At 62.4% G+C, this 26,467-nt stretch carries 23 protein-coding genes and 2 pseudogenes; 16 read left to right on the forward strand and 9 right to left on the reverse strand.

What is annotated here, in order from left to right; translation table 11 throughout:
- Window positions 1–94 precede the first annotated feature (94 nt).
- A pseudogene (locus ABID37_RS19195) lies at window positions 95–415 on the forward strand (aldehyde dehydrogenase family protein); the annotation flags it as partial.
- A gap of 315 nt (window positions 416–730) precedes the next feature.
- Here ABID37_RS19195 and ABID37_RS19200 read toward each other — a convergent pair.
- Window positions 731–2,419, reverse strand: coding sequence for a hypothetical protein (locus ABID37_RS19200; RefSeq protein ID WP_354197667.1), 1,689 nt, complete (start codon window positions 2,417–2,419; stop codon window positions 731–733).
- Window positions 2,416–3,537 carry a DUF4297 domain-containing protein gene (locus tag ABID37_RS19205; protein ID WP_354197669.1) on the reverse strand — a complete coding sequence of 374 codons (1,122 nt, stop codon included), beginning with the start codon at window positions 3,535–3,537 and terminating at the stop codon, window positions 2,416–2,418. Before ABID37_RS19205 ends, ABID37_RS19200 begins: the two co-directional genes overlap by 4 nt.
- 531 nt (window positions 3,538–4,068) lie before the next feature.
- On the opposite strand from ABID37_RS19205, the gene ABID37_RS19210 reads away from it, so the two are divergent.
- From ABID37_RS19210 to ABID37_RS19250, 9 genes and pseudogenes are all read left to right on the forward strand, one after another.
- Window positions 4,069–4,674 carry a recombinase family protein gene (locus ABID37_RS19210; RefSeq protein WP_435521596.1) on the forward strand — a complete coding sequence of 202 codons (606 nt, stop codon included), beginning with the start codon at window positions 4,069–4,071 and terminating at the stop codon, window positions 4,672–4,674.
- The gene (locus tag ABID37_RS19215) at window positions 4,671–5,669 is read left to right on the forward strand and encodes a 3'-5' exonuclease (RefSeq protein WP_354197673.1); all 999 of its coding nucleotides are present in this window, start codon (window positions 4,671–4,673) and stop codon (window positions 5,667–5,669) included. Before ABID37_RS19210 ends, ABID37_RS19215 begins: the two co-directional genes overlap by 4 nt.
- 19 nt (window positions 5,670–5,688) lie before the next feature.
- Window positions 5,689–6,060 (forward strand): GatB/YqeY domain-containing protein, encoded by a 372-nt coding sequence (locus ABID37_RS19220; protein ID WP_354197674.1) that lies wholly within the window; start codon window positions 5,689–5,691, stop codon window positions 6,058–6,060.
- 344 nt (window positions 6,061–6,404) lie between these two features.
- Window positions 6,405–7,119, forward strand: a pseudogene (locus tag ABID37_RS19225) (aldehyde dehydrogenase family protein); the annotation flags it as partial.
- A 319-nt stretch (window positions 7,120–7,438) separates the two neighbouring features.
- On the forward strand, window positions 7,439–7,876 hold the full coding sequence (locus ABID37_RS19230; protein WP_354197676.1) for an Xre family toxin-antitoxin system antitoxin: 438 nt from the start codon (window positions 7,439–7,441) through the stop codon (window positions 7,874–7,876).
- A complete protein-coding gene (locus ABID37_RS19235; RefSeq protein ID WP_354197678.1) occupies window positions 7,876–8,337 on the forward strand; it encodes an RES family NAD+ phosphorylase in 462 nt (153 codons plus the stop codon). The genes ABID37_RS19230 and ABID37_RS19235 overlap by 1 nt, the downstream gene beginning before the upstream one ends.
- A 102-nt stretch (window positions 8,338–8,439) precedes the next feature.
- On the forward strand, window positions 8,440–8,964 hold the full coding sequence (locus ABID37_RS19240) for a Spy/CpxP family protein refolding chaperone (protein ID WP_354197680.1): 525 nt from the start codon (window positions 8,440–8,442) through the stop codon (window positions 8,962–8,964).
- Window positions 8,965–9,013: 49 nt separating this feature from the next.
- Entirely contained in the window at window positions 9,014–9,712 is a 699-nt protein-coding gene (locus ABID37_RS19245; RefSeq protein ID WP_354197682.1) for a response regulator, read from the forward strand.
- Between the two features lie 5 nt (window positions 9,713–9,717).
- On the forward strand, window positions 9,718–10,974 hold the full coding sequence (locus ABID37_RS19250; RefSeq protein WP_354197684.1) for a sensor histidine kinase: 1,257 nt from the start codon (window positions 9,718–9,720) through the stop codon (window positions 10,972–10,974).
- A gap of 10 nt (window positions 10,975–10,984) precedes the next feature.
- Here the strand turns inward: ABID37_RS19250 and acnA are convergent, their stop codons facing one another.
- From acnA to ABID37_RS19265, 3 genes are read right to left on the reverse strand one after another with little or no spacing between them, the layout of a single operon-like run.
- Window positions 10,985–13,624 carry an aconitate hydratase AcnA gene (acnA, locus tag ABID37_RS19255; RefSeq protein WP_354197686.1) on the reverse strand — a complete coding sequence of 880 codons (2,640 nt, stop codon included), beginning with the start codon at window positions 13,622–13,624 and terminating at the stop codon, window positions 10,985–10,987.
- 15 nt (window positions 13,625–13,639) lie between these two features.
- Complete coding sequence (locus ABID37_RS19260) at window positions 13,640–14,551, reverse strand: HpcH/HpaI aldolase/citrate lyase family protein (RefSeq protein WP_354197688.1); 912 nt, start codon at window positions 14,549–14,551, stop codon at window positions 13,640–13,642.
- Window positions 14,514–15,569 (reverse strand): AbrB family transcriptional regulator, encoded by a 1,056-nt coding sequence (locus tag ABID37_RS19265; RefSeq protein WP_354197690.1) that lies wholly within the window; start codon window positions 15,567–15,569, stop codon window positions 14,514–14,516. Before ABID37_RS19265 ends, ABID37_RS19260 begins: the two co-directional genes overlap by 38 nt.
- 172 nt (window positions 15,570–15,741) lie before the next feature.
- Here ABID37_RS19265 and ABID37_RS19270 point away from each other — a divergent pair, with 172 nt between their 5' ends.
- Genes ABID37_RS19270 through ABID37_RS19280 form a run of 3 tightly spaced genes read left to right on the forward strand, consistent with a single transcriptional unit; the run spans window position 15,742 to window position 20,561 of the window.
- Window positions 15,742–16,848, forward strand: a complete 1,107-nt coding sequence (locus ABID37_RS19270; RefSeq protein ID WP_354197691.1) for a mandelate racemase/muconate lactonizing enzyme family protein — start codon at window positions 15,742–15,744, stop codon at window positions 16,846–16,848.
- Entirely contained in the window at window positions 16,838–18,370 is a 1,533-nt protein-coding gene (locus ABID37_RS19275; protein ID WP_354197693.1) for an acyl-CoA carboxylase subunit beta, read from the forward strand. Before ABID37_RS19270 ends, ABID37_RS19275 begins: the two co-directional genes overlap by 11 nt.
- Window positions 18,371–18,380: 10 nt before the next feature.
- Window positions 18,381–20,561 carry an acetate--CoA ligase family protein gene (locus ABID37_RS19280; RefSeq protein WP_354197695.1) on the forward strand — a complete coding sequence of 727 codons (2,181 nt, stop codon included), beginning with the start codon at window positions 18,381–18,383 and terminating at the stop codon, window positions 20,559–20,561.
- Window positions 20,562–20,609: 48 nt separating this feature from the next.
- On the opposite strand, the gene ABID37_RS19285 is transcribed toward ABID37_RS19280, so the two are convergent.
- From ABID37_RS19285 to ABID37_RS19300, 4 genes are all read right to left on the reverse strand, one after another.
- Window positions 20,610–21,482 (reverse strand): TrmB family transcriptional regulator, encoded by an 873-nt coding sequence (locus ABID37_RS19285; protein WP_354197697.1) that lies wholly within the window; start codon window positions 21,480–21,482, stop codon window positions 20,610–20,612.
- Between the two features lie 102 nt (window positions 21,483–21,584).
- Window positions 21,585–22,160, reverse strand: a complete 576-nt coding sequence (locus tag ABID37_RS19290) for a biotin transporter BioY (RefSeq protein WP_354197699.1) — start codon at window positions 22,158–22,160, stop codon at window positions 21,585–21,587.
- 17 nt (window positions 22,161–22,177) lie between these two features.
- Window positions 22,178–23,542, reverse strand: a complete 1,365-nt coding sequence (locus ABID37_RS19295; protein WP_354197701.1) for an acetyl-CoA carboxylase biotin carboxylase subunit — start codon at window positions 23,540–23,542, stop codon at window positions 22,178–22,180.
- A gap of 8 nt (window positions 23,543–23,550) precedes the next feature.
- Complete coding sequence (locus ABID37_RS19300; protein ID WP_354197703.1) at window positions 23,551–23,772, reverse strand: acyl-CoA carboxylase biotin carboxyl carrier protein subunit; 222 nt, start codon at window positions 23,770–23,772, stop codon at window positions 23,551–23,553.
- Window positions 23,773–23,884: 112 nt separating this feature from the next.
- Here ABID37_RS19300 and ABID37_RS19305 point away from each other — a divergent pair, with 112 nt between their 5' ends.
- The 3 genes from ABID37_RS19305 to ABID37_RS19315 all read left to right on the forward strand — a co-directional run bounded on the left by ABID37_RS19305 (window position 23,885) and on the right by ABID37_RS19315 (window position 26,386).
- Window positions 23,885–24,730, forward strand: coding sequence for an HTD2 family dehydratase (locus tag ABID37_RS19305; protein WP_354197705.1), 846 nt, complete (start codon window positions 23,885–23,887; stop codon window positions 24,728–24,730).
- A gap of 164 nt (window positions 24,731–24,894) precedes the next feature.
- Window positions 24,895–25,857, forward strand: coding sequence for a tripartite tricarboxylate transporter substrate binding protein (locus ABID37_RS19310; protein ID WP_354197707.1), 963 nt, complete (start codon window positions 24,895–24,897; stop codon window positions 25,855–25,857).
- A gap of 61 nt (window positions 25,858–25,918) precedes the next feature.
- Window positions 25,919–26,386, forward strand: coding sequence for a tripartite tricarboxylate transporter TctB family protein (locus ABID37_RS19315; protein WP_354197709.1), 468 nt, complete (start codon window positions 25,919–25,921; stop codon window positions 26,384–26,386).
- Window positions 26,387–26,467 lie beyond the last annotated feature (81 nt).

Genomic DNA, 26,467 nt, shown 5'->3' on the forward strand with positions numbered 1-26,467 from the left:
GGCTGCGTGGTCGTGCCCCTCGCGGTGAGCGCTGCCGGGCCGGCGTGCCGCACGGCCATTGGAAGACCACCACCTTCACCGGCGCGCTGCGGCTGAGGCCGGTCTGCCGGAAGAGATTGTCACCGTAGCGGTTGGAGGCGTGGAACTCGGCAAGGCGCTCGTTTCAGCACGTGATGTCCGTATGGTCTCTTTCACCGGCGGTTTTGCGGCAGGGGCAATCACACGCACGGCGGGACTGAAGAAACTGGCGATGGAACTGGGCGGCAACGCTCCGGTCATCATCTTGGCTGACTGCGATTTCGACAATGCTGTCGAAAGATGCGTCTCGGGCTCCTTCTGGGCTGCCGGCCAGAACTGTATCGGAGCTCAACGCATCTTGGTTCAGTCGTCGATCTATGAACGATTTCGCGATGCCTTGGGGCACCACTGATGGCAGACTGCTATGCTGTGACGTGGTCCAGATGAAATCGGAATTACCGGTCGTCAATCCGAGATCCGGAATGTCTCGAGGGGGGTGGGAAACGCACCGGCAGGTTTTGGACGGGTACGCTGCCGAAGCTGCCCTAAACGGGTTTCGGCGTCATGCCGCAAACAAGATTTGATGGAGGCGCACTCATTGTTGCGTCGCTTTTCTGCTGGGCTGTCACGCCTTGCATCTGTTTCGACCGATGGTGACACTCATCACCAAGCGCCAGGATGCCGCTTGGTATGTTCAGCCTTTTGGCGTGCTCTAAAGCAGCCTGTTAAGAAGCGGTTCGATTTTCTGATGTACGGCGTCGAACTCTTCAGCCCGTAGCAGCCGCCTTTTGTCTACAAGCTCAATCCGCCTGCCGGCGTAGCTGGCATTGTGTAGCCTGACTGAACCCAAAATGAGTTGCATCCCCTTTGGCACGTTATCGACTGCGAACTGCATAATGCGCTCGGCGTTGGCGGGGTCCTGATCCTGCTGGACTGGACTGTCGATAACCAAGGGAGCCGTCAGTGCAGATGAATATTCCCACACAGTGTGCGCAAAAGCATAATAGTAAGCGAGCAACGCTCGCGGCTGGTCGCTGCCTGTCTCGGGTGGGTTCGCATAAAGCGACTTAAAGAAGCTGTCAGGAAGGGTGGGCACCTCAAGGTGGAGCGCAAAGCGGTGAAGCTTATCGGCAAAAAAGTCTTTGATGCTCTTCTCGCGCTTGCGATCGGAGTAGCTTTTCATCACTGCGCTGGCCGCCTCAGCCGCTCCTTCGCGTTCGCCTACCGCTAGGTCTATTTCGCGGCGTTCGTCCGTGAACGCCTCATCAACGAGACGCTCGCTTTCGCTCTCCAGAATATCGCGGAGGCGCACGTCGCCCTTGGTTTCATTGAGAACTCCCTCAATGGCATCAATGTCTTGGGCGAACGAGCCGAAACGCTGTTTTTCGACGTCGATCTGCTGTTCGACTCCGTCGAGTTCCTGCCGCGATTCGAGGAGAAAGCTCCGGCAGGCGTCGACGTCTGCGATCAACGAGAACTTGTTCATGAAATCATTCTGGTGAAGCGTTCCGCATGTCGGGCAGGCGATTTCAGCATCTGGCGACTTCCGCAGGAACGCAAAGTCTGCGTCGAGTTCAGCAAGAGATGCGCTCGCAATATTGATTTGCTCGACCAACATGGCGCGCGTCGAGTAGAGCGCTGCCAGCTTGACCTTGACCTCGTCTTGCTTTTCTCGGAGCGCGGACGCGCGCCGGGTCAGTTCATCAATCCGATCACCGAATTCTTCTGGCTTAAGATCGAAAACCAACATCTTTCGTCCAACCTGAAGCCGCTTTGCCGCGCGTCCGAGCGCGTCACGCTCCTTCGACAGTTCGGCTTTCGCTCGGTCCGCTTCGATCTTCGCGGCTTGCGCCGCATAATATTCGTTGGGCCGAATCCCCGCGTGAAACAGTGCCAAGCTCTGCCGGTACTTTTCGAACTGCTGCATACTGGCGAACGAGTTCCAGTTTCGTTGCCAGCCGGCATCTTGGTCTACATAGAAGGGCGAGAAGAAATATGCGGGCGGCGGGATGACGAATTCGCCTTCGCGTGACTGCATGCGTAGCTCGATGCCCAAGATCTCGGCTAGCCGCGGTGCCAAGTTGGAGGTGACACCGGACACGCTCCAGAGCTTCGTCCCATCTTGGGCGAATAGCGCGAAGATATTCGACGACCGCAGGAGCCGGTACGGCACATCATCGACATCGAATTCCACCACCGAGGTTACGCCCAGCGATTTCCAGTCGGGGTGGACAACAGCGGGATCGGCGCCGAAGGTAGCGTAGATTGCTTTAATCAGCGAAGACTTCCCGGTGTCATTCTCGCCGAGTATCACCGTCGCCTTCGGATCGAACGCTATTTTTCTGGCCGCCTTCTCCTTTTTTGACAGTAAAAGCAGGCTTTGAAATCGTAAGTTTTTCATGCCGCTTCACCCGAAGGCTTCTGATCAGAGCTTTGAAGTTCTCCTGTCTCTCCATGCTGCAATACCTCGTAGAGAATCATAACGAGTAGGCGATCATCCGTGCAGGGCGACAGATGTCCGACCGCGACTGACTTGACCTGAGCCAAAACTGTATCCGCGATGTCGGTGAGCGACAGCGCGCTATCGGAGACGGAAGCAAGAGCTGATCTGATATCGCGGCGCACCGATCGGATTCCTTCATCGCCAGCATCGAGCACCTTCGCGCGATACTTCATCCATTCGGCACGCAACCGCATCTTCTTCATGGCGTCGTAGGTGAGATCCGCAGCAATCTCGCTCCATTCCGGAAATTTTGCCTGCGCGCCTACTGCAGCCAACCATTTGTGCACGTCCGCACGACAGATTGCCTTGTATCGGATAAGATCTTCGAAGCTTTTGATTTCTCCGGTGTATTTCGATCGGGTGCGACAGTCTTCGATTACCGCCCGGTACAGCCCGTCAAGATTGTATGGGATTTCGCCATGCGCCTTGACGACGAAATTATTGAGCTTACCCTTCGCATGGGTTGACGCGTCGTGCAGGCTCAAATCTGCCTTCACGAAATGCATTAGACCAGCCTGATCCTTAGTGGCCGACCCATGCTCGGTCTGAAGGCGCTTCAGGAATTTAGCAAAAGTGTCGCTGTTACAATCTTTGAAGGCAATGTCTTGGTTCGCTCCTGCAAACTCAAGCGGCACGTTCGACACGAAGCTCATCGATGCCGTATCGCCTGGAAAGGCCTCGTAATTCGAGAATAGCTTACCCATGAAGGAGAGCGGGCGGTCCTCGTCCTTTTGACCCTTCTTGAGCGCGGGCCGCCGGAATAGATCGGTTAGCGTCCAGTGTCCCTTATCCTTGGTCTTTACCTGATAGAAGCGAACGTTCGCGGGCGCCTCGGCGCTGTCGAGCATTACGACATCATCGTGAAACTCGAAGGCGATAGCATAGTCCTCACTTTTCTCGTGATTGGAGAAGATGAGTGCAAGTCCCCAGAGGGCCTGATAGTCGAAGCGTTCTTGCGCAAGACTGCCACCAGTTTCTCGCTGCGGATGCTCAACTAATCTTTTCGCGAGTGACATTGATGATTCCCCCTTGCCGCCTGATTATTAAGGATAACGACAACCGGCGCAAGAACAGCGCGACGGTAGTAATTGCCAGAACCATGCCGTTCTGGCTCTAACTGGTGCCTCGCGCGAACACTGTTTGATCGAGCGCAGACGGAAGCGATGCGTCAGCAATGGCGCCGCATGCACGCTCCTGCTGCAGCATGGCGGCGGACAGCGTGCATCCTGTCCGGGCGGGTCCTTGGCGCGCGATGCTTAGGCTCCTGGTCCGCTGCCTAAGAGCACTTAAGGAGCTAACGGCCACGATTCTGCCATTTGGTGGGAACTGTATAAATGGCAGGTTTCGGGGGACGACGGAAGCACCTCGCCCGGCGACAATGAAGGTCGAAAGCTGCCTGTCGACAAACACCTGACTTCCGCACACTGTGCGCTCGGACACTCACAGTCTACCGCAGGCGGCGAAGAAATATGCGGAAATCTCTGTCGGATTGACGTACTATGCGGAAACACACGATTCGGGGTTTTCCGTATATGTTGGTTGGTTACATGCGGGTTTCATCGGCCGACGACCGGCAATCGGTTGATCTGCAGCGCGACGCCTTGATCGCCGCTGGCGTCGATGAGCGGCACCTTCATCACGACAAGGCGTCCGGAGCGAAGGATGACCGGCCTGGCCTGAAGGCATGTCTCGAAGACTTGCGGAGCGGGGATTGCCTCGTCGTGTGGAAGCTGGATCGGCTCGGCCGCTCCCTTCCGCATCTGCTGTCGATCATCGCCAGGCTGAAGGAGAGGGGGATCGCCTTCCGGTCGCTGACCGAGCAGATGGATACGACCACGCCCCACGGCGAGCTGCTGTTCTCGATCTTCGGCGCGCTGGCGCAATATGAGCGATCCCTCACGCGTGAAAGGGTGATCGCCGGGCTTGCGGCCGCCAAGCGGCGGGGCAGGCGAGGAGGGCGGCCGCCGGCGCTGGATCAGGAGAAGATCGAGCAGATCATCGCCGCGCTCGAGGCCGGAGCAAGCAAGGCGGCCGTCTGCCGGACTTTCTCCGTGGCTCGATCGACGTTGCTCGACACGCTGGCGCGCGCGGGGTGGACCGGAACCGCCGCCGGGAAGAAGCCAACAGCAAAAGGGGCCAGGGCGATAGCATGAAGAACGCGTCCGCCCAGTTCGATCTTTTTGACGAAGCACCAGGCTATCGTGAGGTCCCTCGGCCAGCGCCGAGAAAGCCACGGCAGCAGCATGCCGGCAGACCGGATGTCTGGGACGACGAGGGAGCGGCGCATCGCCTGGAAGAGACCGGGCGCTACAGGGTTCTGCGCAAACTGGTTCCGCGGCCGATCGTGCCGCGAAGCGAAAGCCCGTTTCCCCGGCTCGCCGTCTTGGTCGATACAGAAACGACCGGCCTTCAGCACGCGAAGGACGAGGTGATCGAGATCGGCGCCATCGCCTTCACCTATGATGACGATGGAACGGTCGGTGACGTCGTCGGGGTCTTCAGCGGCCTGCGCCAACCTTCCGATCCCATCCCGCCCGAGATCACCCGCCTGACCGGCATCACGGATGACATGGTGGCCGGGCAGCAGATCGACATGGCGGTCCTCGATGTGCTGATCGAGCCGGCCGATCTGGTCATCGCCCACAACGCCGCCTTCGACCGGCCGTTCTGCGAGAAGCTCACGCCATCCTTCATCCCGAAGGCATGGGCCTGCTCCGTCTCGGAGATTCGTTGGGCAGATCTCGGCTTCGAGGGCAACAAGCTCGGCTATCTCGTCGGACAGTCGGGCTTCTTCCACGAGGGACACAGGGCGACCGACGATTGCCACGCGCTCCTCGAGGTGCTGGCGCGGCCGGCAGGCGAGGGAAGGGCAGTTCCCTTCGCGGAGCTGCTGCGGTCAAGCGCGCGCAGCCGGGTGCGGATCTTCGCCGAGAACTCGCCCTTCGACATGAAGGACCAGCTCAAGGCGCGGGGCTATCGCTGGTCGGACGGCAGCGATGGGCGGCCGAAGGCCTGGTGGGTCGAGGTCGACGAGGAAACCTATGAGGATGAGCTCCGATATCTCCGCACGGATATCTATCGCTGGGACGATGCGGAGCCGTTGACGATGCGGCTCACCGCTCAGGACCGGTTCCGGGCAACCGGATAGGACGGTAGGACAATAGTAGATGGATATCGTGACGAAGATGAGCGACGCCGCACACTCCATGAAAATCCGTTTGCGGGCCGATCTGCGCTCCGCCATGAAGGAAGGGCGCACCACTGAAGCGAGAGTGATCCGGGCGCTTGTCGCTGCGATCGACAACGCGGAGGCACCGCCGCTTAGGGCCGATCAGCAGGCCACGGACCTGCATCGGTTCCGTGATGGATCTGCGGAAATCGAGCGACTCTCCCTGACACCGGCGCAGGTGCGCGCGGTCCTCGTCGCAGAAATGCAGGAGCGTGAGCGTGCGGCAACGGAGATGAAGCGGGTTGGCAGGTCAGATCGTGCCGACGCCCTTCACGCCGAAATGCAGCTTGTCGGTACCTACATCGAGTAGCGGAGGTCCGCGTGAAGATCAGATGTGATCGATGATGGACAGGAACATCACCGCTACCAACCGCCTGGGTGGCGGCTTGCCATTGCGCTTCTCTTGTCTCCGCTTCCGCCGATAGTGCTGTTCGCGCTGTTCTGGAGAGGCGATCAGGAAGGTTCGCCCGGCATCGTCGATGGCTTATTCGCCGGCGCTCTCGGGGCCTATCCACCCGTGGTCCTTCTGCTGCTCATACTGCGTCGCCACGTCAGGCCGACGCTCAAGAATCTGATTTTGAGCGGCGGCGCGGTTGCATCCGCTCCATGGTGGATACTTGCTCTCGTAGGACGGAGCACCTCGACGATTGAAGAGCTGGCGCTTCCCTCAAGCGCGTGCATCAGGAACTCGGCGGCAAGTCCGCTAACATCATCCTGCCGGACGCCGATTTCGAGGAGGCCGTCGTCCGCGGCGTGCACGGCTGCTATACGAATTGCGGTCAGGCCTGCAAGGCGCCGACCCGGATGCTGGTGCCGCACGACAGGATGGACGAAGCCGCCCGCACGGCCGACGCCATCCGCGTGGGTGCACCCGGCGATGCCGATTCCGAACAGGGGCCGGTGGTCAACCGCCAGCAATACGAGCGCATCCAGGCGCTCATCGAAAGCGGGATTTCGCAAGGCGCCCGTCTCGTTGCGGGGGGTCCCGGCCGTCCGCAGGGTCTCAACCGCGGCTACTATGTGCGCCCGACAGTCTTCTCCCATGTGACGCCGGACATGACGATTGCGCGAAGAGATTTTCGGGCCCGTCCTATCGATCCTCGGCTACGCGGACGAAGAGGATGCCGTGCGTATCGCCAACGATACGGTCTATGGCCTTGCCGGCTACATCCAGACAAGGGACAACGCCGCGGCGCGGCGGATCGCGCGGCAGCTACGTGTCGGCATGGTCTATATCAACGAGGCCGACTGGGATGCCGCTTCGCCCTTCGGCGGCTTCAAGCAGTCCGGCAACGGCCGCGAACACGGCGAGTTCGGTCTTGCCGATTTTCTGGAGATCAAGGCGACAGGGGGATATCGGGTCGCCTAAATCTGTCCCGGGCAGGTGTTCTCAAGCCCGGGTGAGCGATAGGGCGGCTTGCAATAGCTTCAGGATTGACCGGCGTTCCTTGACTACTTGCGCGGGCCCTCATGCCAACGAGGTTCCGAACAACTCGCTGCAGATCGTCATCGCCATGGGCGAGGGGCAAGGGCGTCGCTCGCCGCTTTCGACTATCTCACCCGCCTGCCCGCGGGGGAGCGGGCGGCCTGATTGATGGCGCGGTCCCGATAAATTTCGCCCTTCTTGCCAATCGGCAATCTGCCACATATATTTGCGGCAGATTGCCATTTGCGCCATGGAGGCTGTCATGTCGGTTGCCATCGTCGAGGAAGTCGCACGCAAGCTCGGAGGCCAGAGCGTGCTTGGCTATGTCGTGCGCTCACAGGCGGACCTCGCCATGGCTGTCCGCAACAGGCTTCCGCTCTCGGCTCTTCGGGGGCTCAGTCAGGCTGGGATGAGCGAGCAGGAAATCGAGAAATTCGTGATCCCGCAGCGGACCCGCCGCCATCGCGCAGACAGGCAGCAGCCGCTGACGGTTGATGAGTCCGACCGCGCTGTCCGTTTCCTGCGCATCCAGTCCCTGGCCGAGCAAACCTTCGGCGACCGCGACAAGGCCAACACTTGGCTTCGCCGCCCCCTTCTCGAACTCGGCGGCGAAGCGCCGCTCGCTGTGGCCCAGACCGAAGCCGGCGCGCGGGTGATCGAGACTATCCTCGGCAAGATTGCCTGGGGTGCCGCCGCCTGATGCTGCTCTGGCGCCTATCGGGCAAGCAATATGCGCGGGCGCTCGACGGCGGCTACGGCCTTCATTTCGAAGGGCGATGGAACAGCGTGGGCCACGCCGTCACCTATTGCGCGACCTCGCCGGCCCTGTGCGTCCTTGAAAAGCTCGTCCATGTCGAGGACCCCGCGCTTTTGCCGGAACTCGTCATGGTCACCTATATGTTTCCAGACACCGTCGCTGTGGAAGACATCGACCTGGCAGACCTGTCGCCGGACTGGCGTCGCCACGAGGGCTGGAGCCAGGAAAGGGGCGACAAATGGCATGAGGAACGCGCAGCGCCGCTGCTGCGCGTCCCCTCCGCCATCGTGCCGGTCATCGATTCCCCGGACCACAACGTGCTGATAAATCACACCCATCCGGCCACAGCCGATATCCGGATCGTGCGCCAGCAACCCTTTTCGCTCGACCCGCGATTGTTCTGAGCCGCTTCACATTTCTTCACACTCGCCAGCAACGGCCGAAACAGTCCTTTCCTAGTCTGGCTTCATCACGGCAATCGGGCCGTATGGACAAGGAGCCTCCAAATGGAACAGGACAGACAGGAAACCGGCATCGCCAACGCAGCGCCGATTAGCGGTAAGCGTCGCACCAGATGGATTGTCGCCGGTGGCGTTGCCGTGCTGGCGCTGGCCGGCATCGGCGTGGCCGGCGCGATGGGCGGCGGCATGGGTCCTCACATGATGGCAATGGGCATGAACCATGGCGGTCCCTTTGGCGGACGCGGTATCGAGCGCGCGCTCGATGCGGTAGACGCCACCGCCGAGCAGGAAGACCGCATCTGGGCAATCATCGACGGCGCCCGCGCCGAGATGCGGCCGGCGATGCGCGAGTTCCGCGACACGCGCACGGCGGTCATGGACCTGATGGCCGCGCCAACCATCGACCGCGATGCCGCTGAAAAGCTGCGGGCCGAGCGCATCGCGGCAATAGACAAGGCGTCGAAGAAGATGGTGGCGGCGGCGCTCGATGCGGCCGAGGTGCTGACGCCGGAACAGCGCGCCAAGTTGGTCGAGCAGATGAAGGAGCGCAAAGGCTTCGGTCGGTGGTAGGATCGTCCGCCTGATACCAACACAGCACGACGGGCGGAGCATACGCGGCATGGCGGACCAGATCCTGATCGTCGACGACGATACGCGGCTTTCCGCCATGCTGTGCGACTATCTTGCCGGCAACGGCTTTGCGGCGCGGGCGGCGGCAACCGCCATTGACGGCCTCGACGAGATCAGGCGCAGGGCACCCGATGCGGTGATCCTCGACGTGATGCTGCCCGATCTCGACGGCTTCGAGACCTGCCGGCGCATCCGCGCCGGCTCGGACGTGCCGATCCTGATGCTGACTGCCAAGGGCGAGGAGACGGACCGCATTGTCGGCCTTGAACTCGGGGCCGACGACTACCTGCCCAAGCCCTTCAACCCGCGCGAACTGCTTGCGCGGCTGCGCGCCATCCTGCGCCGGCGCGGGAACCGCGCAGGGGCAGACCGCGTCATGCGCTTCGGCCGGCTGGAGATCGACCCGGCCTCGCGCGTCGCCAAGCTGGACGGCCGTGACTGCGCGATGACCGGCCATCAGTTCGACCTGCTCGTGGCGCTCGCCGAGAACGCCGGACGAACGCTGTCGCGCGAGCAGCTGATGGATCGGCTGAAGGGCGAGGGTTCCGAGGCCTTCGACCGGTCTATCGACGTCCACGTCTCGCGTATCCGCACTGCGATCGAGGACGATCCCAGGAACCCGAAGCGCATCGTCACCGTGCGCGGCGCAGGCTACGTGTTTGCCCGCCGGCAGGACGAGGAAAAATAGGCCCGATGCGCAACAGCCTGTTCCTCAAGGTCTATCTCACGCTGCTAGCGAGCCTCGTGGTGGTGGCGCTGGCCAGTGCCGTCTTCGTGCGGCTTTCCCATGACGAGGAGGATCGCGGCTGGGGCACAAGGCGCGACGCCTTCATCGCCGCCATGCTGCCGGCCGACGCCGGCATGGAGGAAACGCAGACCGTGCTGGCGCGGCTGAGCGAGGCCTTCGACGCCGACATCACGATCTTCACCACAGACGGTAGCGTGATCGCGAGCGTCGGCGCACCGCTTTCCTTCGCCGCCCCCGATGACAAGCCCGGTTTCCGGCGCGGCGAACATCGCCGCCACCTGTCCACGCGATTGCCGGACGGGCGCGTGGTGGTCGCCCGGCTGGGCGGCGATTTCTTCTTCGGGCCGCCGCGCGCCAACCCGCTCGTCTGGCTGGTGCTGATCGCCGTCGTCACTGGCCTGGTTGCCTGGCCGGTGGTGCGGCATCTGACCGGTAGGCTCGAACGCCTCCGGCGCGGCGTCGAACAATGGGGCGGCGGCGACCTTGCCCTGCGGGTGCCGGTCGAGGGTGGGGACGAGGTGGCGGCGGTCGCGGCGAGCTTCAACCGCGCGGCGGAACGGATCGAGAGCTTGGTTGCCGCGCACCGCTCGCTGCTCGCCAACGCCAGCCACGAGTTGCGCTCGCCGCTGGCGCGTCTGCGCATGGCGAGCGAGCTGCACGAAGCTGAACCGAGCGAGACGCGCCGCCGCGAGATCCTGCGCAATCTGTCCGAACTGGACGAACTGGTGGAGGAGATATTGCTGGCGAGCCGTCTCGACCATGCCGGGACGGTCGAGCTTGCCGACGAGGTCGACCTTCTGGCGCTGGCGGCGGAGGAAGGCGCGCGCCACGGCGTCGAGGTGACGGGCGAGGCTGCGATGGTGAAAGGCGATGCGCGGCTGCTTGGCCGCCTCGTGCGCAACCTGGTCCAGAACGCGCTGCGCCACGGCGCACCGCCTGTCTCGGTCAAGATCAGTCGGCATGGCGGCGCGATCGAACTCGCCGTGCGCGACCACGGCCCGGGAATCGCCGAGGCGGAGCGCGAGCGGGTGTTCGAGCCGTTCTATCGTCCCTCGGGCCGCAGCGAGCAGGCCGGCGGCTGGGGACTGGGCCTGGCGCTGGTGCGCCAGATCGCAGAGCGCCACGGCGCGAGCGTACGGCAGGAGACGTCCGCCGGCGGCGGCGCACGGTTTATCGTTACTTTTCCGGCAAAGCACGGCTGAGGTGCTGCTGCTATCGCGACAGCGTATGCAGCAGTGTGGGCAGCAGCCCGCCACCTTCGAGTAACGCCAGGTCAGATTCCGTTTTTGCCAGAAGACGTGCGGTAAAATGCCGGGCCGTGCCCTGCTTGCGCAACGTGACAGGGACGGGCATGTCTGCAGCCAGCGTGCGCGAGTCTACATCGAGATCGAAACAATCTTCCGCTTGCACATCGAGGGAGGCAGCCTCCAGCCCATGGGGCAGCATCAGAGGCAGGATTCCCATGCCGATCAGGTTGGACGCGTGGATTCGCTCGAAGCTTTCCGCCAGAACTGCCCGCACGCCGAGTAACGCCACGCCCTTGGCCGCCCAGTCACGTGACGATCCGGCCCCGTAGGTGCGCCCCGCGACGATGATGCAGCTCTTGCGTTGCGTGCGATAATGCTGCGCGGCCTCGTAGATCGACAGGAAATCCTGTTCTCCGGCCACGCGCGTCTTGTTGCCGCGCTGGCCGCCGGCGAGAGAATTTTCCAGCAGCCGGTTGTCGAACATGCCACGCAGGCAAACGGCGGGATTCCCGCGCCGTGCGCCATAATTACCGAGCTTGCTTCGCTCCAAGCCGCAAGAGAGCAGGTACTGGCCGGCGGGACTTTCCGGCGGGATCGCGCCGTTGGGCGAGATATGATCGGTGGTGATGGAATTGCCGAGGACCAGCAGCGGCCGCAATCCCGAGAAGTTCCGGGAATTCTCCAAAATGTCGTCGTTTTCAGTGACGAAGGGCGAGGGGCCGATGAAGCTGCTTGCAGGATTCCAGGGGAATTGCGGGCCGGGCGGCGTTGCGATCGTTTCCCATGCTTCGGTGCTCTCGATCTTGGAATCGTAGGCGCCGCGGAACAGATCCGCCCGCACATGGCGATGAACGGCCTCCGCGATCTCATCCTCGCTCGGCCATACATCCGCAAGCATCACCGGCTTGCCCTGCGGGTCGGTTCCCAGCGGCTCGCTTGACAGGTCGACATGCATCGACCCGGCGATGGCATAGGCCACGACGATAGGCGGCGACGCCAGATATGCGGCCTTCACCTGCGGGTGGATGCGGCCTTCGAAGTTGCGGTTGCCTGAAAGAACGGCGGCCACGCACAGATCGCGGGACCGCACTTCTTCAGCGATCGTCTGCGACAGGGCGCCGGAATTGCCGTTGCAGGTCGCGCAGCCATACCCGACATTGTGAAAGCCGAGCGTCTCGAGCGCGGGCGTGAGCCCTGCTTCGTCCAGATAATCCGTCACGATGCGCGAACCGGGCGAGAGCGATGTCTTGACCCAAGGTTTTGCACGCAGACCGCGCTCGACGGCCTTTTTGGCCAGCAGCCCGGCGGCTAGCATCACGGCCGGGTTGGAAGTGTTGGTGCAGCTCGTTATCGCCGCTATCACCACTGCGCCATGATCGATGGCGCCATGGCCACCTTCGCGCGGTGCTGCGCCGATCTCGACCATTCGTTTGTTAAAGGAAGCCGGTACATGGGAAAGGCCGACACGATCCTGCGGCCGGACCGGGCCGGCCAGCGAAGGTTCGACGGTATCGAGGTCGAAGATGTGGTTCTCATCGAACACCGGGGCCGGGCTGTCTGCGTACTGCCACAAGCCCTGCGCCTTCGCATAGGCTTCGACCAGTTCGATATGTCGGCTGTCGCGGCCAGTCAGGGCAAGGTAATTCAATGTGCCGGTATCGATCGGGAAATAGGCGCAGGTGGCGCCGAATTCCGGAGCCATGTTGGCGATGGTCGCTCGGTCGGCTACCGGGAGGGCCGAAACGCCCGGGCCGTGGAACTCGACGAAGGCGCCCACGACGTCCAGCCGGCGCAGCATGTGGGTGAGATGGAGCACCATATCGGTGGCCGTCACGCCGGCTGCCAGACAGCCCTCCATACGCACTCCGACGACCTTCGGCCGGACCATGTCGGACGGCATGCCCAGTATGGCTGCTTCAGCTTCCAGCCCGCCGACCCCCCAGCCAAGCACGCCGAGCGCATTGATCATGGTTGTGTGGCTGTCGGTGCCGATCATCGTGTCCGGTACGGCGAGCGGCATCATCGAGGGGCTGTCCACGATGCGCACTACCGATGCCAGCCATTCGAGATTGACCTGATGCATGATGCCGCGTCCTGGTGGGATAACGCGCAGCCTGTCGAAATTCTGTTGGCACCACTTGATGAAGGCGAAACGCTCCGCATTGCGCTCCATCTCGAACTGTCGGTTCAGCATGAGGGCGTTGGAGCTACCGGCATGCGCCACGACGAGGGAGTGATCGATGACGAAGTCGATGGGAATGCAGGGCTGCACGCGAAGAGGGTCCGCGCCTCGCGCGACGAGGGTATCGCGCATCGATGCAAGATCGGTCATCAGCGGAATGCCCATGAAGTCCTGAAGCAGGGCACGCCCCGGCTGGAAAGGTATGTCGGTGCTCTGGTCTCCCGACTTCAGGACCGCCAGCCTGCTGCGGATTTGCTCTTCCGGGCCGGATGCGCGCAGGATTCCCTCGGCCAGCACCAGAAACGAACGGGGCAGTCCCCCGAAATCGCCAAGACCGAGCTTTTCGGCCTGCGCGAGGCTGACATGTGCGACCTCGGGCAGACCGGGCAGCGGTAAAGTCAGGTTCCTCCGCAATTCCTCCATGATGCCCTTTTCCATCTAGCCTTTAGCAATTTCCGCAAGAGGCAGGATCTGGCGCGCGGCTTCGGCGTGCAGCCGCTCCACCATCTGGCCGTCCACGCGCAGCACGTTCGCATTCTTGTTCTCGGCGCGGTCGAAAAGATCGACCAGACGGCGGGCCCAGGCGACTTCCTCGGCTGAGGGTGTAAAGGCGGCATTGCAGGGCGCCACCTGACGCGGGTGGATCAGGGATTTGCCATCCATGCCGAGATCGCGACCTTGCCCGCACTCGGCCTCGAAGCCCGAGTGATCGTCCAGCGCGTTGTAGACTCCGTCTATCACCTGAAGGCCGTGAGCCCGCCCCGCAGCGACGCAGGCGACGAGCATGGCCACCAGGTTCGCGCGGCCCGGCTGAACGCGCATGCGCATATCCTTGACGAGATCATTGGTGCCGATGACGAAGACAGACAGCGCCGGCGCCGTATCCCGGACCGCACTGGCTATCGCATGCAGGTTGCCGAAGGCGGCGGGCGTTTCGATCATCGCCCAGAGGCGGCTTGAAGTCCCCGCCTTGGCGATCGCTGCTTGTGGTGTGGCGAGGTCGTCCGGGTGGCCGACCTTGGGGATGAGAATGGCGTCGGGAGCGGCAGCGACTGCCGCTTCGAGGTCGGCTGCGCCCCACGGAGTGCCGAGACCGTTGATGCGGATCGCTATCTGGCGCCGGCCATAGCCACCTTCCCCGACGGCGCGGACAGCCTGTGCGCGCGCTTCCGGTTTGGCCTCCGGTGCAACCGAGTCCTCGAGGTCGAAGATGACGGCATCGACATCGAGCTCGCGCGCCTTTTCGAGCGCGCGGGCATTCGAGGCCGGCATATAAAGGACGCTCCGGAGGGGTCTTGTCTGCATTGGAGCTTCACTGTCTTTCTGTTGGGCGATAGTCTGACCGGGCATATCCGTATCGGTAGATGAGGCCTGCAAGCGCGTTTCCGAAGACGCCGCGTGCGACCTGGAATGCGGTGACGATGCCGACACTGGCACCGACGGCCCCTGCGGTCAGGACCATCTCGACGGTGCCACCAGTGGCGAAACCGAGAAGTGCGGTCGGCAGGTCGATGCCGGCCAGATAGGCCATGCCGGCCGCAAGGGCGGACATCAGCCCCAGATGCAGCAGCATCACGGGAATCGCCGTCGCGAAGGCGCGCGGCAGCCTGCGAATGGTCGATCGGTCGAACCGTGCGCCCAGATTGATGCCGATGAGAATCTGGGCGGCGCCCGAGAGGAAGCGCGGCTCGGCTGCCGCCACGAAACCGGCACCCGACAGGGTAACCACGGCGAGGATCGGCGTCAGCATGTAGGGATTGGGGATGCGCACCAAAGACCCGAGACGTCCAGCCACGGCGCCTATGGCCAGCGCCAGCGCAAGGCCAGGTGTCCAGGCACCGGAGCGCAGCATGGCGGTCGCCGTATAGGCTTGCGGTTCGGCGTGCAGGGTAAGCGCGGCCGGCAGCACCAGCACGACAAGCATGACCCGCAACGCGTGCATGGTGGCGACGGTGCCCGTGTCGGCGCCATAGCGGGCACTGGTTTCCGCCATCTCGGCGATGCCCGCCGGCACCAGCGAGAAGTGTGCGGTCGCAAGACTGGTTCCGCTCAGACGGCAAAAAAGGGGCGTCATTGCCCAGCTTATGGCGATGGAAACCAGCGCGGCTGCGGGGATCTGCCAGAATACCGAGCCCAGCCGGGCGACGATGTCGGTGGTGATGCCCAGTCCGACGCCCGTTCCCACCACTACCAGCGCGGCCCGATACAGTGTTGGTGGCAGTTGCACCGCCATGCCGTTCAAACCCGCGACGGCCGTTACGACGGCGGCCCCGATGAGAAAGCCGACCGGCAGGCCGATCCTGTTGGCGATGATACCGCCGACCGCCGCCATTGCGCCGACGAGGAACAGTTTCTTCAGCGGCCGCATGGAGACCCGCCAAGCCTGTTCGGCATCCGGCCGACAACCTCGCCTGCGTTCATTTCTTCAATGACCTTCGAAGCTTGTTGCATGTTTCGTTCAAATAAACTAGATCGACGTAGTAGCTATAGCAACTACTAAATTGCAATGCCCGGATCAGGGCCGGAGAGGAGACAGGTCAGTGGCGCCAATTCGAAAACTGAGCCTCAGGCGACTGGAGTTGCCGCTCTATCGGCCTTACCGGCTTTCCTATCGGACCTTCGAGACTTTCGAGCCCTACTTTGTCGAAGTGGAGGATGCCGACGGCCGGGTCGGTTTCGCGGACGCCCATATCTCGCCCGGATCGAGCAGCGAGACGCGTCAAGGGGGCTGGGCCTTTCTGTGCGAACGGCTGGCCGAAAGCGTCGGTCGGGAGCCAGATGAGGCCAAGACTGCGGCGCTTGCCCGCTTTTCGGAATCCAAGGTCGCCACCACGGCGCTGGTATCGGCGCTCGAGGTTCTGGAGGGCAATCGCCTCCTGGAGTTTCCGCACCCGATAAACATGCCGCTGCTGACGCCTATTAACAGTGCTCAGGAAGGCGAGATCCGGACCGAGGTGGAGGACTGGATCGGACAGGGCTTCCGGACTTTCAAAGTCAAGGTCGGCAAGGATGTGACCGCGGATCTGGCCAGGGTCGCAACCATACAGGATGCAGTCGCCGGCCGTGCCACGCTGCGCCTTGACGCCAATCGCGCCTATTCACGGGATCAGGGAACAGACTTTGCGCGTCAACTGAATCCGGAAAATATCGATCTCTTCGAACAACCCTGCGATTCAGACGACTGGGAGGCCAACAGGGCCGTCGCCGATGCCTCCTCTGTTCCTCTGATGCTCGATGAACCAATCTGCTCGCTGGAGGACATCGAACGCGCGGCGAGCATTCCGAATGTCCGCTTCTGCAAGCTCAAGCTGAAGCGCTTTGGCGGTCTGGAAAGGCTGGAGGAAGGGCTGCGCGCGGTTCGTTCCGCCGGAATGGAGCCGGTGCTGGGAGACGGGCTCGGCAGTGACATTCACGCCTGGCTCGAGGCATGCGTGGCCCGAGAGACGATCCGCAATGCGGGAGAGTTCAACGGTTTCCTGAAATCGCGCGAAAGCCTGCTGGTAGAACCCCTGCGTTTCGAGGCGGGCTCGATCCACATACCGGCTGGCTATCGTCCAACCGTCGATCGTGAGGCGCTGGAGCGCGTGACGATCGACAGCCGTCACTTTCAATTGCAAAAAACGAGGAGACATTGCGATGGCGCATGAGGAGATGCTGGCCGAACTGGACAAAAGACGCGAGGCTGCGAGGGCGATGGGCGGGCCGAGGAAGCTCGCCAAGCGGCGCGAAAGCGGGCAGCTCAACGCTCAGGAGCGTCTCGACGCCCTGATCGACAAGGATTCCTTTTTCGAGGTCGGCCTGCTCGGCCAGTCGTCTTTGGAGGCAGATGCCGCCAGTACGCCGCGCGATGGAAAGATCACTGGTTTCGCGCGCATCGACGGCCGTGATGTCGGCGTGGTGGTGAACGACTTCACCACCAAGGGCGCGTCCACCAGCGCCACGAATTCCAGGAAGATGGGCTATATCCGCAGAACCTGCACCGAGAAGGGCATGCCCTTCATCCATGTGGGCGAGTCCACCGGAGCGCGGTTGCCCGACGCCATGGGGTCCAAGGGCATGGGCACCATGCTGGGCAACGACATTACCCAGTTCCGGCGTATGCGCGATACGCCTTGGGTGGCGGCTGCCCTCGACACCTCGTTCGGCTCGTCCGCGTGGCTGTGCTGCTGCTCCGACTTCGCGGTGATGAAGAAGGGTTCGATCATGTCGGTATCGAGTCCCCGTCTGGTCTCGATGGCCATCGGCGAGAATGTCGATCTGGAGGAGCTTGGGGGATGGCGGCTCCATGCCGAACAGACAGGTCTCATCGACCATTTTGTTGATACTGACGAGGAGGCCATGCAGGCCTTGAGGGCCTTCCTGTCCTATATGCCGAGCCATAATGGCGAACTGCCACCCGACGCGCCGGTTTCCGACGGCTCGGGTCTGGAGCAGGAACGCATTCTCGACGTGCTCCCGGAAAAGAGAACCCAAGTTTACAATATGAAGAAGATCATCGAGCTGATCTTCGACAACGGCAGCGTGTTCGAACTCAAGCCGCGTTTCGGCCGCTCGGCGATGGTTGCGCTCGCCCGCCTCGACGGCAAGGTCATCGGGATCATCGCCAACAATCCGAATGTCGGCGGGGGTGCGCTTTCGGCCGAGGCCTGCCGTAAGATCATCGACTTCACGGTGTTGTGCGACAGCTTCAATATTCCGCTGGTGAGAATGATGGACACGCCGGGCTTCGTCGTCGGCACGGACGCCGAGCGGCGTGGCGCGCCCGGCCACATCATGAATTTCATGAACGCCACCTGCCTTACGACCGTGCCGCAGATCACAGTCATCTGCCGTAAGGCGTATGGGCGCGCCTATGTGGCGATGGGCGGCGGTGCGCACAACGACGCCATGATCGCGTGGCCGGGGGCGGAAGTTTCCTTCATGGACCCGGTCTTCGCCACCAGCATCGTCCATAACCTCAAGGCCGGAGACGAAGGGTTTGAAGAGGCGCTGGGCCATATCCAGAAGGATCTGGAGATCTGGGACATGGCGCGCATCTTCTCCGCGCAGGATGTGATCAAGCCTCAGGAAACACGGGCCTATCTCATCCGCATGTTCGAAATCCAGCGCCGCCGTCGCTCGGGGGGCGTGGGCCAGCATCTCATGCGCACCTGGCCGACCAGTTATTGAGGAAAGCATCATGAATATCCAAAGCCAGCCCATGGCTGAAATCGCGATCCGCGCGCTGGAAGCCGGAAAGACCTCGCTCGACGAATCCACGGGCAAGTCGCTGCTGCGCCAGTTCGGCATCGATGTGCCGCGTTCGGCGGTGGCGCGTGACGCCGCCCATGCGGCCGAACTGGCCGCCGGCATGAAGGGACCGTTCGTGGTCAAGGTCATCTCGCCCGAGATCCTGCACAAATCCGACGTGGGCGGCGTGGCGCTCGGGTTGGCCGATGCCGCGGCCGTCGAAGCGGCGGTCGACGCGATGACCAGGAAGCCCGGCATCGCTTCGGCACATGTTGAGGGATGGCTGGTCGAGGAATTGGCGCCCGCCGGGCTGGAAATCGTCATTGGCGGGTTCAGGGATTCCCGCTTCGGCCCCATGCTGATGGTCGGCCTCGGCGGTGTCTTCGTGGAAGTTCTTAAGGATGTGGCCTTCCGGATTTGCCCAGTCTCCCGGGATGATGCCCGCGCCATGCTGGCAGAGTTGAAAGGCCATGCGCTGCTGCGCGGCGCGCGCGGCGGGGCCGGCGCGAACGAAGAGGCGCTGGTCGATGCGATGGTAAAGGTCGGTGGCGAGAACGGCCTGTTGATGACACTGGGCGACCATGTCGCCGAGGTCGATCTCAACCCGGTCATCGCTTCCCGCGACGGCGTGATCGCAGTCGACGCCCGCTTCATCCTCGCTCAGGATGAAAAAGCGGCGACCACGCCGGGCCCTACTTCCATACTGGAAGAATTCCGCCCGCTGTTCGAGCCGAAGACGATTGCGGTGCTCGGCGCCTCGACCAAAGACGTGACGATCGCCAACACCTTCATTCGCCGTGCGCGCGACTTTGGCTACCATGGTGAAATCTACCCGATTCACCCCTCCGCCGAAGAAATAGAAGGCTACAAGGCCTACCCCTCGCTGGCCGAGACACCGGAGATCGTCGATTATGCCTATGTGGCGATCGGCGCCACGCGCATCCCCGACGTGCTTGGGGCGGCGAATGGCCGTTGCCGTATCGCCCAGGTCATCTCGTCCGGTTTCGGTGAGGTCGAGGAAGGAGAGCAGCTTCAGAAGGAACTCGTGGAGAAAGCGCGTACGGCCGGCGTAAGGGTGCTCGGCCCGAATTGTCTTGGCACCTATTCGCCGCGCGGCGGCCTGACCTTTCCCGCCGGCGCTCCGAAGGAAGTCGGGCGGATCGGAATCGTTTCCCAATCCGGTGGATTGAGCACCGACATCATCAAGCGCGGCCAGTGGCGGGGCCTGCGCTTTTCCGGGTTGGTCAGCATCGGCAACAGCGCCGATGTGCAGCCGCAGGAACTGGTGGACTTCTATTTCGCCGACCCGCAGACCAAGGCCATCGGCGTCTATCTGGAGGATATCACGGACGGACGAGCCTTCTTCGACCTGCTGCGGTCCGGGCGCGCCACGAAGCCGGTCGTCATCCTGAAGGGTGGCCGCTCCTCGCAGGGCCGTCTCGCTGCTGCCTCGCATACCGGGGCACTGGCCGGCGACGACCGGGCATGGGAAGCTCTCGAGAAGCAGGCGGTGGCGGCGCTCGTCTCGACAGTGGACGAGTTCATCGACGCGCTGCTCGCGCTTCAGCATCTTGACCTGCGTCCCGCCAAGCCGACGCATGAGGTCACGCTATTCGGAAATGGCGGCGGTTCGAGTGTTCTTGGCACCGATGTCTTCGCGAGCATGGGTCTGAGCATCGCACCTTTCGAGGGCGCAGCGCGAAAGGCGCTGGCGGCGATGGGATTGCCGCCGGGCACCAGCACGGCCAACCCGATCGACACGCCGGTTAGAACCCTACAGGAAAAGGACGGCTGGATCGCGGGTGAGATTCTTGAGCATGTCTTCAGACATGCGAACCCGGATGCCATTGCCATGCATCTGAACCTCGCGGCTTTCGTGGGTCGGGGAACTGTGGACCCGGTCGATAATCTCTTCACGGTTGTCGAGGAAACCCTGCGCAAATGGCCGGGCATCGCGCATTTCGCCATGGCGCTGCGCACTGATGGCTCGCCGGAACTGGATCAGAAGCGCCGTGAGTATCGCGAACGCGCCACGCGTGCCCGCGTTCCGGTGTTCGACGAAATTTCCGCCATGGCCCGCGCGCTGTCGATCGTGGGGCATCTGGAGCGGCGGCTGGCCGCCCGCAATTGAATGAAGGCAGGCTGGCCTGAAACCATTTCCCGTTCTCGGGCGACGTGCTCAGGTCAGTCCGGTCTTGACCTTGAAGGAAGCCGCCTGCTCAGGTGTGAAACAGGCAAGGCGCAGGTCGCGCAGATAGGGTCCGAAATTGGATTCGATCTCTGGTCCCAGCCGGTCGAAGATTTCGGCCATGTAGTAGTCATGGCGGATCAGCGATTCCGCCATGTTGACGATCGGCTGGTTGCGCGTATGTACGGCCGTGACATCCTCGGCCATCACCGCGGTGACCATCTCCTTGCGGTCCGAGGTGATGGTGAACAGATTGTCGGTCGTTCCCATGCGAACGCCGTTGCCCTCGTGGATATAGACACGCGAATTTTCGGCGAAGCGGAACTCGTCTGCGTTCTGCCCGAACAGCACGATCAGGAACTCGACGCCGCGCGCCGCTGCCGCCCGCAGCGTCTCGGCATGCCGCCGCAACACGTCGTCAGCAGCCTTCACCATGATGATGGACTGGCTGGAATCGATCAGGGAATCGATTTTTTCATGCACGGCCGACTCGCCGGTCAGCGTCCAGACATACTGGTCATCGAGCGGCTGGGCGATGTTCGCGAGCTGGTTGCCCACGCTGGCGCACAGGTCGCTGGTGCGGCGGGCCAGGCTGTCGAGAAATTCCTTCGGCTGCGCCGCAATGTAGCGGACGGGCGTCTCGCTGACGGGAAGCACGGCCCCGCGCTGGGACAGCGCTTCCAGCGCGTGGTAGGTGTTCGGCCGGGGAACGCCGGCGGTTTTGGAAATTTCATAAGCCGTGGCCGGGCTTTCGCGCAGGAGCTGAACGTAGATACGGGATTCGTATTCCGTGAAGCCGAGCCGCTTCAGATCCGCGACCAGCGTACCGGGAACGGCGCCGACGACGGCAATCTTAGCGGTCAAATCCTGCTCCTCACATTCATTTCGGGAGGTTTCGAACTAGCATGCGACATGAAGATTTGTAAATGCGCGGTCCGGTCGCAAGGGCCGGCCGCGCATTTGTGATCAGATGCTGCGGGGCAGCAGCTTCCATGCGGCAGGCAGCAAGGCCGCCGCCAGCATCGCCTTGACCGCATCGCCGATCAGGAAGGGAATGACGCCGGCGGCGATCGCTTTTTCAGGGCCGACAAAGATGGCCAGCCAGCTTGCGCCGACAAGATAGAAGATGGCGCTGCCGGCCAGCATGGCGAGGAACACCCGCACGGCCCGGGAACCCCAGCCCCGCTGCGCAAGCATGCCGACGACGAGGGCGGCGGGAAGGCAGGCAAGCAGGTAGCCGCCTGTCGGTCCCATCAGGTAGGCAATCCCGCCTCCTGCCGCGAAGACCGGCAATCCGGCGATGCCCTGCGCCAGATAAAGCGAAACCGTCGCCAGCGCGAGGCGGGGACCGTAGACCAGCGACACGAACAGCACCGCGAATGTGAGCATGGTGATCGGCACCGGCCACATAGGAACCTGAATGCGCGCGCAGACGGCGATGAACATCGAGCCGGCGACGGACAGGATCAGACCCCGGACGAGGCTGTTGGCGGGATCGCGGGACCAGACGCTGTCGGCCAGCGTTGCATGTGCGTTGGACATGGCGGAAATCTCCTCTTTCAGGCTGCCAGCAGCAGCCGTTTCTGATGTGTATCGATGAAGCCGGTGAAAACATCGCCCGAGGCGAAGCCATCGTCTTTCAGGCAGGCGACCAGGAAGTCGCGGTTCGTGTGAAGGCCCTCGATCGCGAAATCGTCCAGCGCTTCGACGGCACGCCGGATTGCCTGGTCGCGCGTGTCTCCCCAAACAACCAGCTTGCCGATCATCGGATCGTAATAGGGCGTCACCGCATCTCCCTCGCGATAGGCGCTGTCGAGACGCAGATGGGTTCCCGTCGCCGGCGGTCGGTAAACATTCAGCGTTCCGGGGGAAGGCATGAACATCTTTGCGGGGTTTTCCGCGTACAACCGGCACTCGATGGCGTGGCCCTTCGTAGCCACCGCCGACTGCTCCATGCCGGTGAGTCTGCCGCGGGCGAAATCGAGCTGCATCCCGACAAGATCGAGCCCGGTGGTCATTTCGGTGACGGGATGCTCCACCTGGATGCGGGTGTTCATCTCCAGGAAGAAAAACTCGAAGCTCTCCGCGTCAACGATGAATTCCACCGTGCCGGCGCCGGCATAGCGCGTTTTTTCGCACAGCCGGATAGCTGCCGAAGTCATCGCGGCGCGAACCTCGGCCGGCAGGCCGGGCGAGGGGCTCTCCTCGATCACCTTCTGGAAGCGGCGTTGCAGAGAGCAATCGCGCTCGTAAAGATGCACCGCCTTGCCGTCGCCGAATCCGAATACCTGTATTTCGACGTGTCTTGCCTTGGGCACAAAGCGTTCCAGGAAGACGGACCCGTCACCGAAAGCCTTCTGCGCCATGGACTGCGTTGCCTCGACCGTCGCGCGTAGCTGATCGGGCCGGTCGACGTGCCGCATCCCGATGCCGCCGCCGCCGGCAGACGCCTTGACCAGAAGCGGGTAGCCGGTCGCCTCGGCAGCGGCCTCGATCCCCTCGGTGTCGCCAACGGTAAAGCGGGAGGAGCCCGGGACAACCGGCACGCCGGCTGCCTGGGCGAGTTCGCGGGCACGCTGCTTGTCGCCCATTTCGATTATAGAGCGAGGTGAAGGCCCCACCCATGTGAGCCCGGCGGCGATGACACGCTCTGCAAAGCCTGCGTTTTCCGCCAGGAAACCGTAGCCGGGATGCACGGCGTCCGCTCCTGACGAACGCGCAGCTTCCAGAATGCGGTCGGCGTTCAGATAGCTTTCACGCGCCGGAGCCGGACCTATGGCCTCGGACGCATCGGCTTCCATGACATGTGCGGCGTTGGCGTCGGCCTCGGAATAGACTGCGACCGTGCCGATGCCGAGGGCGCGGGCAGACCGAAAGATGCGGCGTGCGATCTCGCCCCGGTTTGCAACCAGAATCTTCTTCATCCCAGTGCTCAGGCTTCGATGCGGGCAACCACCGTGCCCTCGGTGACAGTGTCGCCTTCCGCCGTAAGAATGGCGACGAGCTTGCCGCCTTCTGGCGCCGTTACCGGAATCTCCATTTTCATCGATTCGAGGATCAGAATCGGATCATCTTCCTCAATCGCCTGGCCCACCTCGGCCACGATCTTCCACACATTGCCGGTAATCTCGGTCTTTATGTCGATAATGGCCATCACGGCTCCTCGCTCCTGCTGCTGTTGACTTCCACACTAGATCGAGACATTAGTAGTTGCAATAGCAACTCCGTTATAACCATACGGATTTTGACAATCAGAAGAGATGTTCGTGACCGAGATCGATGAGACCACCTACCGGGAATGGATCGACCGTACGGAAGTCGCGCGCGAAAGGCTGGACGCCTGGCCGGTGCGGGGATTGAAAGCCGCACTGGAGGAAGACGTCGGCACGGGCGAAGGAGACGAGGTGCCGGCGCTCGGCCAGTGGCTCTACTTCGTGCCGGCCGTGCCGCGCTCACGCATGGGAGAGGATGGGCATCCGCAGCGCGGAGGTTTCCTGCCCCCGGTCAGCCTGCCGAGGCGCATGTGGGCCGCGAGCGACATCAGCTTCGGTCGCCCGATGCGCATCGGCGAGGAGGTTGAAAAAACAGCGCGAATTGCGGACGTATTAGTGAAAGCCGGAAAGACCGGCCTGCTGGTGTTCCTCAAGATCGAGAACACCTACCGTAGCGGCGGCGAACATGTGCTGACTGAAGTTCAGACGATCGTCTATCGTGACGACCCCAGGCCCGACGAGGTTCCGCCCCCGCCTAAGCGCGCCCCGGAAAATGCGGCGTGGAGCGAGACGGTCGAGCCCGATACCGCACTTCTGTTCCGCTATTCCGCCGTAACCTTCAACGCCCATCGCATTCACTATGACGCGCCTTACGCGCGCGAAGTCGAGGGATATCCGGATGTGGTCGTGCATGGGCAGCTGACCGCGACACTGCTTTTCAACGCGCTGCGCCGCAACACCTCAGTGCGACGTCTCAGAACTTTCGGATTCCGGGCCATGAAACCGATCTTTGCAGGTGAACGCATATTCCTAGAAGGCGTGCCTTCCGGCGATGGCTATCAATTGTGGGCGCGAGATGGGGACGGCAATCTCTGCCTTTCCGCGAGTGTAGAGTTTTAGCCGCACACTGCGCTCGGCGCCGTGTTCCAGTTTTTAGTTGTATCAATCGCAACTACGCTATAGAGTCGACTTGATCGCTGGGCCTGCGGAGGCAGGCCGGCCCGAAGTGAGGAGCGGGTATACGGTCGAAGCGAGAACTTATGTTCCAAAAACGGGAGGAAAACATGTTCAAAAAGCTGGCGTTGGCGGCTTTGGCAATCGGCTTGATCAGTGCGCCGGCAGCGGCACAGGATTACCCGACACGGCCGATATCCTATATTCTTCATGTCTCGCCGGGCGGGGCGACGGATATCATGGCGCGCAAGATCGCGCTTGGTCTGGAAAAGTCGCTCGGCACTCCCGTCCCTGTCGAAAACAAGGCGGGCGGGCGCGGAGCAGCGCAATTGGCCGATATCAACAAGTCCGCGCCCGATGGATATACGATCGGATCGGTTACCAGCACGCATATCGGCGCCTTCAATCAGACACTGAAGCAGTACAATGTGGACAGCTTCGACTGGATCGCGCGACTGGTGAATGAGCCGTACCTGCTCGTCGTGAACAAGGACAGTAAGCTCAATTCCATGAAGGACCTCGTCGAGGTCGCGAACGACAAACCGGGAAGCGTCGTCATGGCCGGCTTCGTGCGCGGGTCGGGCGGCCATTTCGCCTGGGAGATCATGGCGCAGTCCGCCAATCTCGAAAGCAGCAAGGTTCGCTGGATACCCTATGACAGCGTCGGCGATGCCGTGACCGCGACCGTCGGCGGCCATGCGGAGGTCGCGATCGCCTATGTCGATCTGGTCAAGAACCAGGTGGAGGCGGGCAATCTGCGCGTCATCGCCGTCATGGCGGACGAACGAGTGCCGCAGTTCCCGGACGCGCAGACCTTCAAGGAACAGGGATATGACGCGGATACCTCCTGGCAGCAGATGCGCGGCATCATCGGGCCGAAGGGCATGCCCAAAGACGTCAAGAACAAGTTGGCAGAAGCGGTCAAGGCCGTTTTGGAAACGCCGGAGCTGCAAACCTACATGAAGGAGTCCTCGCTGACGCCCGCGTTCCAGGGGCCTGCCGAATTCACCGAATTCGCACATCAGCAAGACACGATCACGAAAGAGTGGATGACGCGACTGTCGATGCACTGAACGACGTCGGAGCAGACCGGTTATGCAATCGAACCCAGACGAAATGCGGGACCAGGACACGATGCCGGAAGCACGCACGCTGTTCTTTTCGCTCGAAATCGGTGATATCGTTATCGGGCTGGCGCTCACCGCCATGGCGAGCTGGTTCTTCTTCCAGGCATCCGTCCTGCCGGACTTTTCCGGCACGGCGGTGGGCGCCGCCGACTTCCCGAAAGGGCTGGCGGCTCTGCTTGGCCTGACAAGCCTCATCTTCGCGGGCGCCGGTGTGCGGCGCATGATATCCGGCCGCCTCGAGGAGCGAATAACCGTGCGGCAGCCGATGCGTGTGCTGCTTGGCATCGCGCTCCTGATCATGTTCCCGCTCATGATGGACACCCTCGGCTATTACATCGCGATGGCCGTATTCTTCTCAGCGTTTCTCTACGTCGCGAACTGCCGCAGTCCGATTGCCATAGTGCTCTATGTCGGGGGCTTCCTGCTCTTTACAAAGCTAGTTTTCGAGATGCTGCTCGGCACGCCTCTGCCATAGGCGCCGGCTGCGTTTCGACTCCAATCGCTTGCGGTCCGCGCCGGGAAGGCCGGACCAATCTCGTCAGCAAATGTCCGGAGG

The sequence above is a fragment of the Aquamicrobium terrae genome (genome assembly GCF_040545735.1).
GTDB classification, from domain to species: Bacteria; Pseudomonadota; Alphaproteobacteria; order Rhizobiales; family Rhizobiaceae; genus Mesorhizobium; species Mesorhizobium terrae_A.

What these genes read in the sequence shown, in the direction of transcription:
- ABID37_RS19200 (WP_354197667.1), bottom strand. Translation starts at nt 2,419, where the DNA reads ATGAAAAACTTACGATTTCAAAGCCTGCTTTTACTGTCAAAAAAGGAG.
- ABID37_RS19205 (WP_354197669.1), bottom strand. Translation starts at nt 3,537, where the DNA reads ATGTCACTCGCGAAAAGATTAGTTGAGCATCCGCAGCGAGAAACTGGT.
- ABID37_RS19210 (WP_435521596.1), top strand. Translation starts at nt 4,069, where the DNA reads ATGCGGGTTTCATCGGCCGACGACCGGCAATCGGTTGATCTGCAGCGC.
- ABID37_RS19215 (WP_354197673.1), top strand. Translation starts at nt 4,671, where the DNA reads ATGAAGAACGCGTCCGCCCAGTTCGATCTTTTTGACGAAGCACCAGGC.
- ABID37_RS19220 (WP_354197674.1), top strand. Translation starts at nt 5,689, where the DNA reads ATGGATATCGTGACGAAGATGAGCGACGCCGCACACTCCATGAAAATC.
- ABID37_RS19230 (WP_354197676.1), top strand. Translation starts at nt 7,439, where the DNA reads ATGTCGGTTGCCATCGTCGAGGAAGTCGCACGCAAGCTCGGAGGCCAG.
- ABID37_RS19235 (WP_354197678.1), top strand. Translation starts at nt 7,876, where the DNA reads ATGCTGCTCTGGCGCCTATCGGGCAAGCAATATGCGCGGGCGCTCGAC.
- ABID37_RS19240 (WP_354197680.1), top strand. Translation starts at nt 8,440, where the DNA reads ATGGAACAGGACAGACAGGAAACCGGCATCGCCAACGCAGCGCCGATT.
- ABID37_RS19245 (WP_354197682.1), top strand. Translation starts at nt 9,014, where the DNA reads ATGGCGGACCAGATCCTGATCGTCGACGACGATACGCGGCTTTCCGCC.
- ABID37_RS19250 (WP_354197684.1), top strand. Translation starts at nt 9,718, where the DNA reads ATGCGCAACAGCCTGTTCCTCAAGGTCTATCTCACGCTGCTAGCGAGC.
- acnA (WP_354197686.1), bottom strand. Translation starts at nt 13,624, where the DNA reads ATGGAGGAATTGCGGAGGAACCTGACTTTACCGCTGCCCGGTCTGCCC.
- ABID37_RS19260 (WP_354197688.1), bottom strand. Translation starts at nt 14,551, where the DNA reads ATGCCCGGTCAGACTATCGCCCAACAGAAAGACAGTGAAGCTCCAATG.
- ABID37_RS19265 (WP_354197690.1), bottom strand. Translation starts at nt 15,569, where the DNA reads ATGCGGCCGCTGAAGAAACTGTTCCTCGTCGGCGCAATGGCGGCGGTC.
- ABID37_RS19275 (WP_354197693.1), top strand. Translation starts at nt 16,838, where the DNA reads ATGGCGCATGAGGAGATGCTGGCCGAACTGGACAAAAGACGCGAGGCT.
- ABID37_RS19280 (WP_354197695.1), top strand. Translation starts at nt 18,381, where the DNA reads ATGAATATCCAAAGCCAGCCCATGGCTGAAATCGCGATCCGCGCGCTG.
- ABID37_RS19290 (WP_354197699.1), bottom strand. Translation starts at nt 22,160, where the DNA reads ATGTCCAACGCACATGCAACGCTGGCCGACAGCGTCTGGTCCCGCGAT.
- ABID37_RS19295 (WP_354197701.1), bottom strand. Translation starts at nt 23,542, where the DNA reads ATGAAGAAGATTCTGGTTGCAAACCGGGGCGAGATCGCACGCCGCATC.
- ABID37_RS19300 (WP_354197703.1), bottom strand. Translation starts at nt 23,772, where the DNA reads ATGGCCATTATCGACATAAAGACCGAGATTACCGGCAATGTGTGGAAG.
- ABID37_RS19310 (WP_354197707.1), top strand. Translation starts at nt 24,895, where the DNA reads ATGTTCAAAAAGCTGGCGTTGGCGGCTTTGGCAATCGGCTTGATCAGT.
- ABID37_RS19315 (WP_354197709.1), top strand. Translation starts at nt 25,919, where the DNA reads ATGCCGGAAGCACGCACGCTGTTCTTTTCGCTCGAAATCGGTGATATC.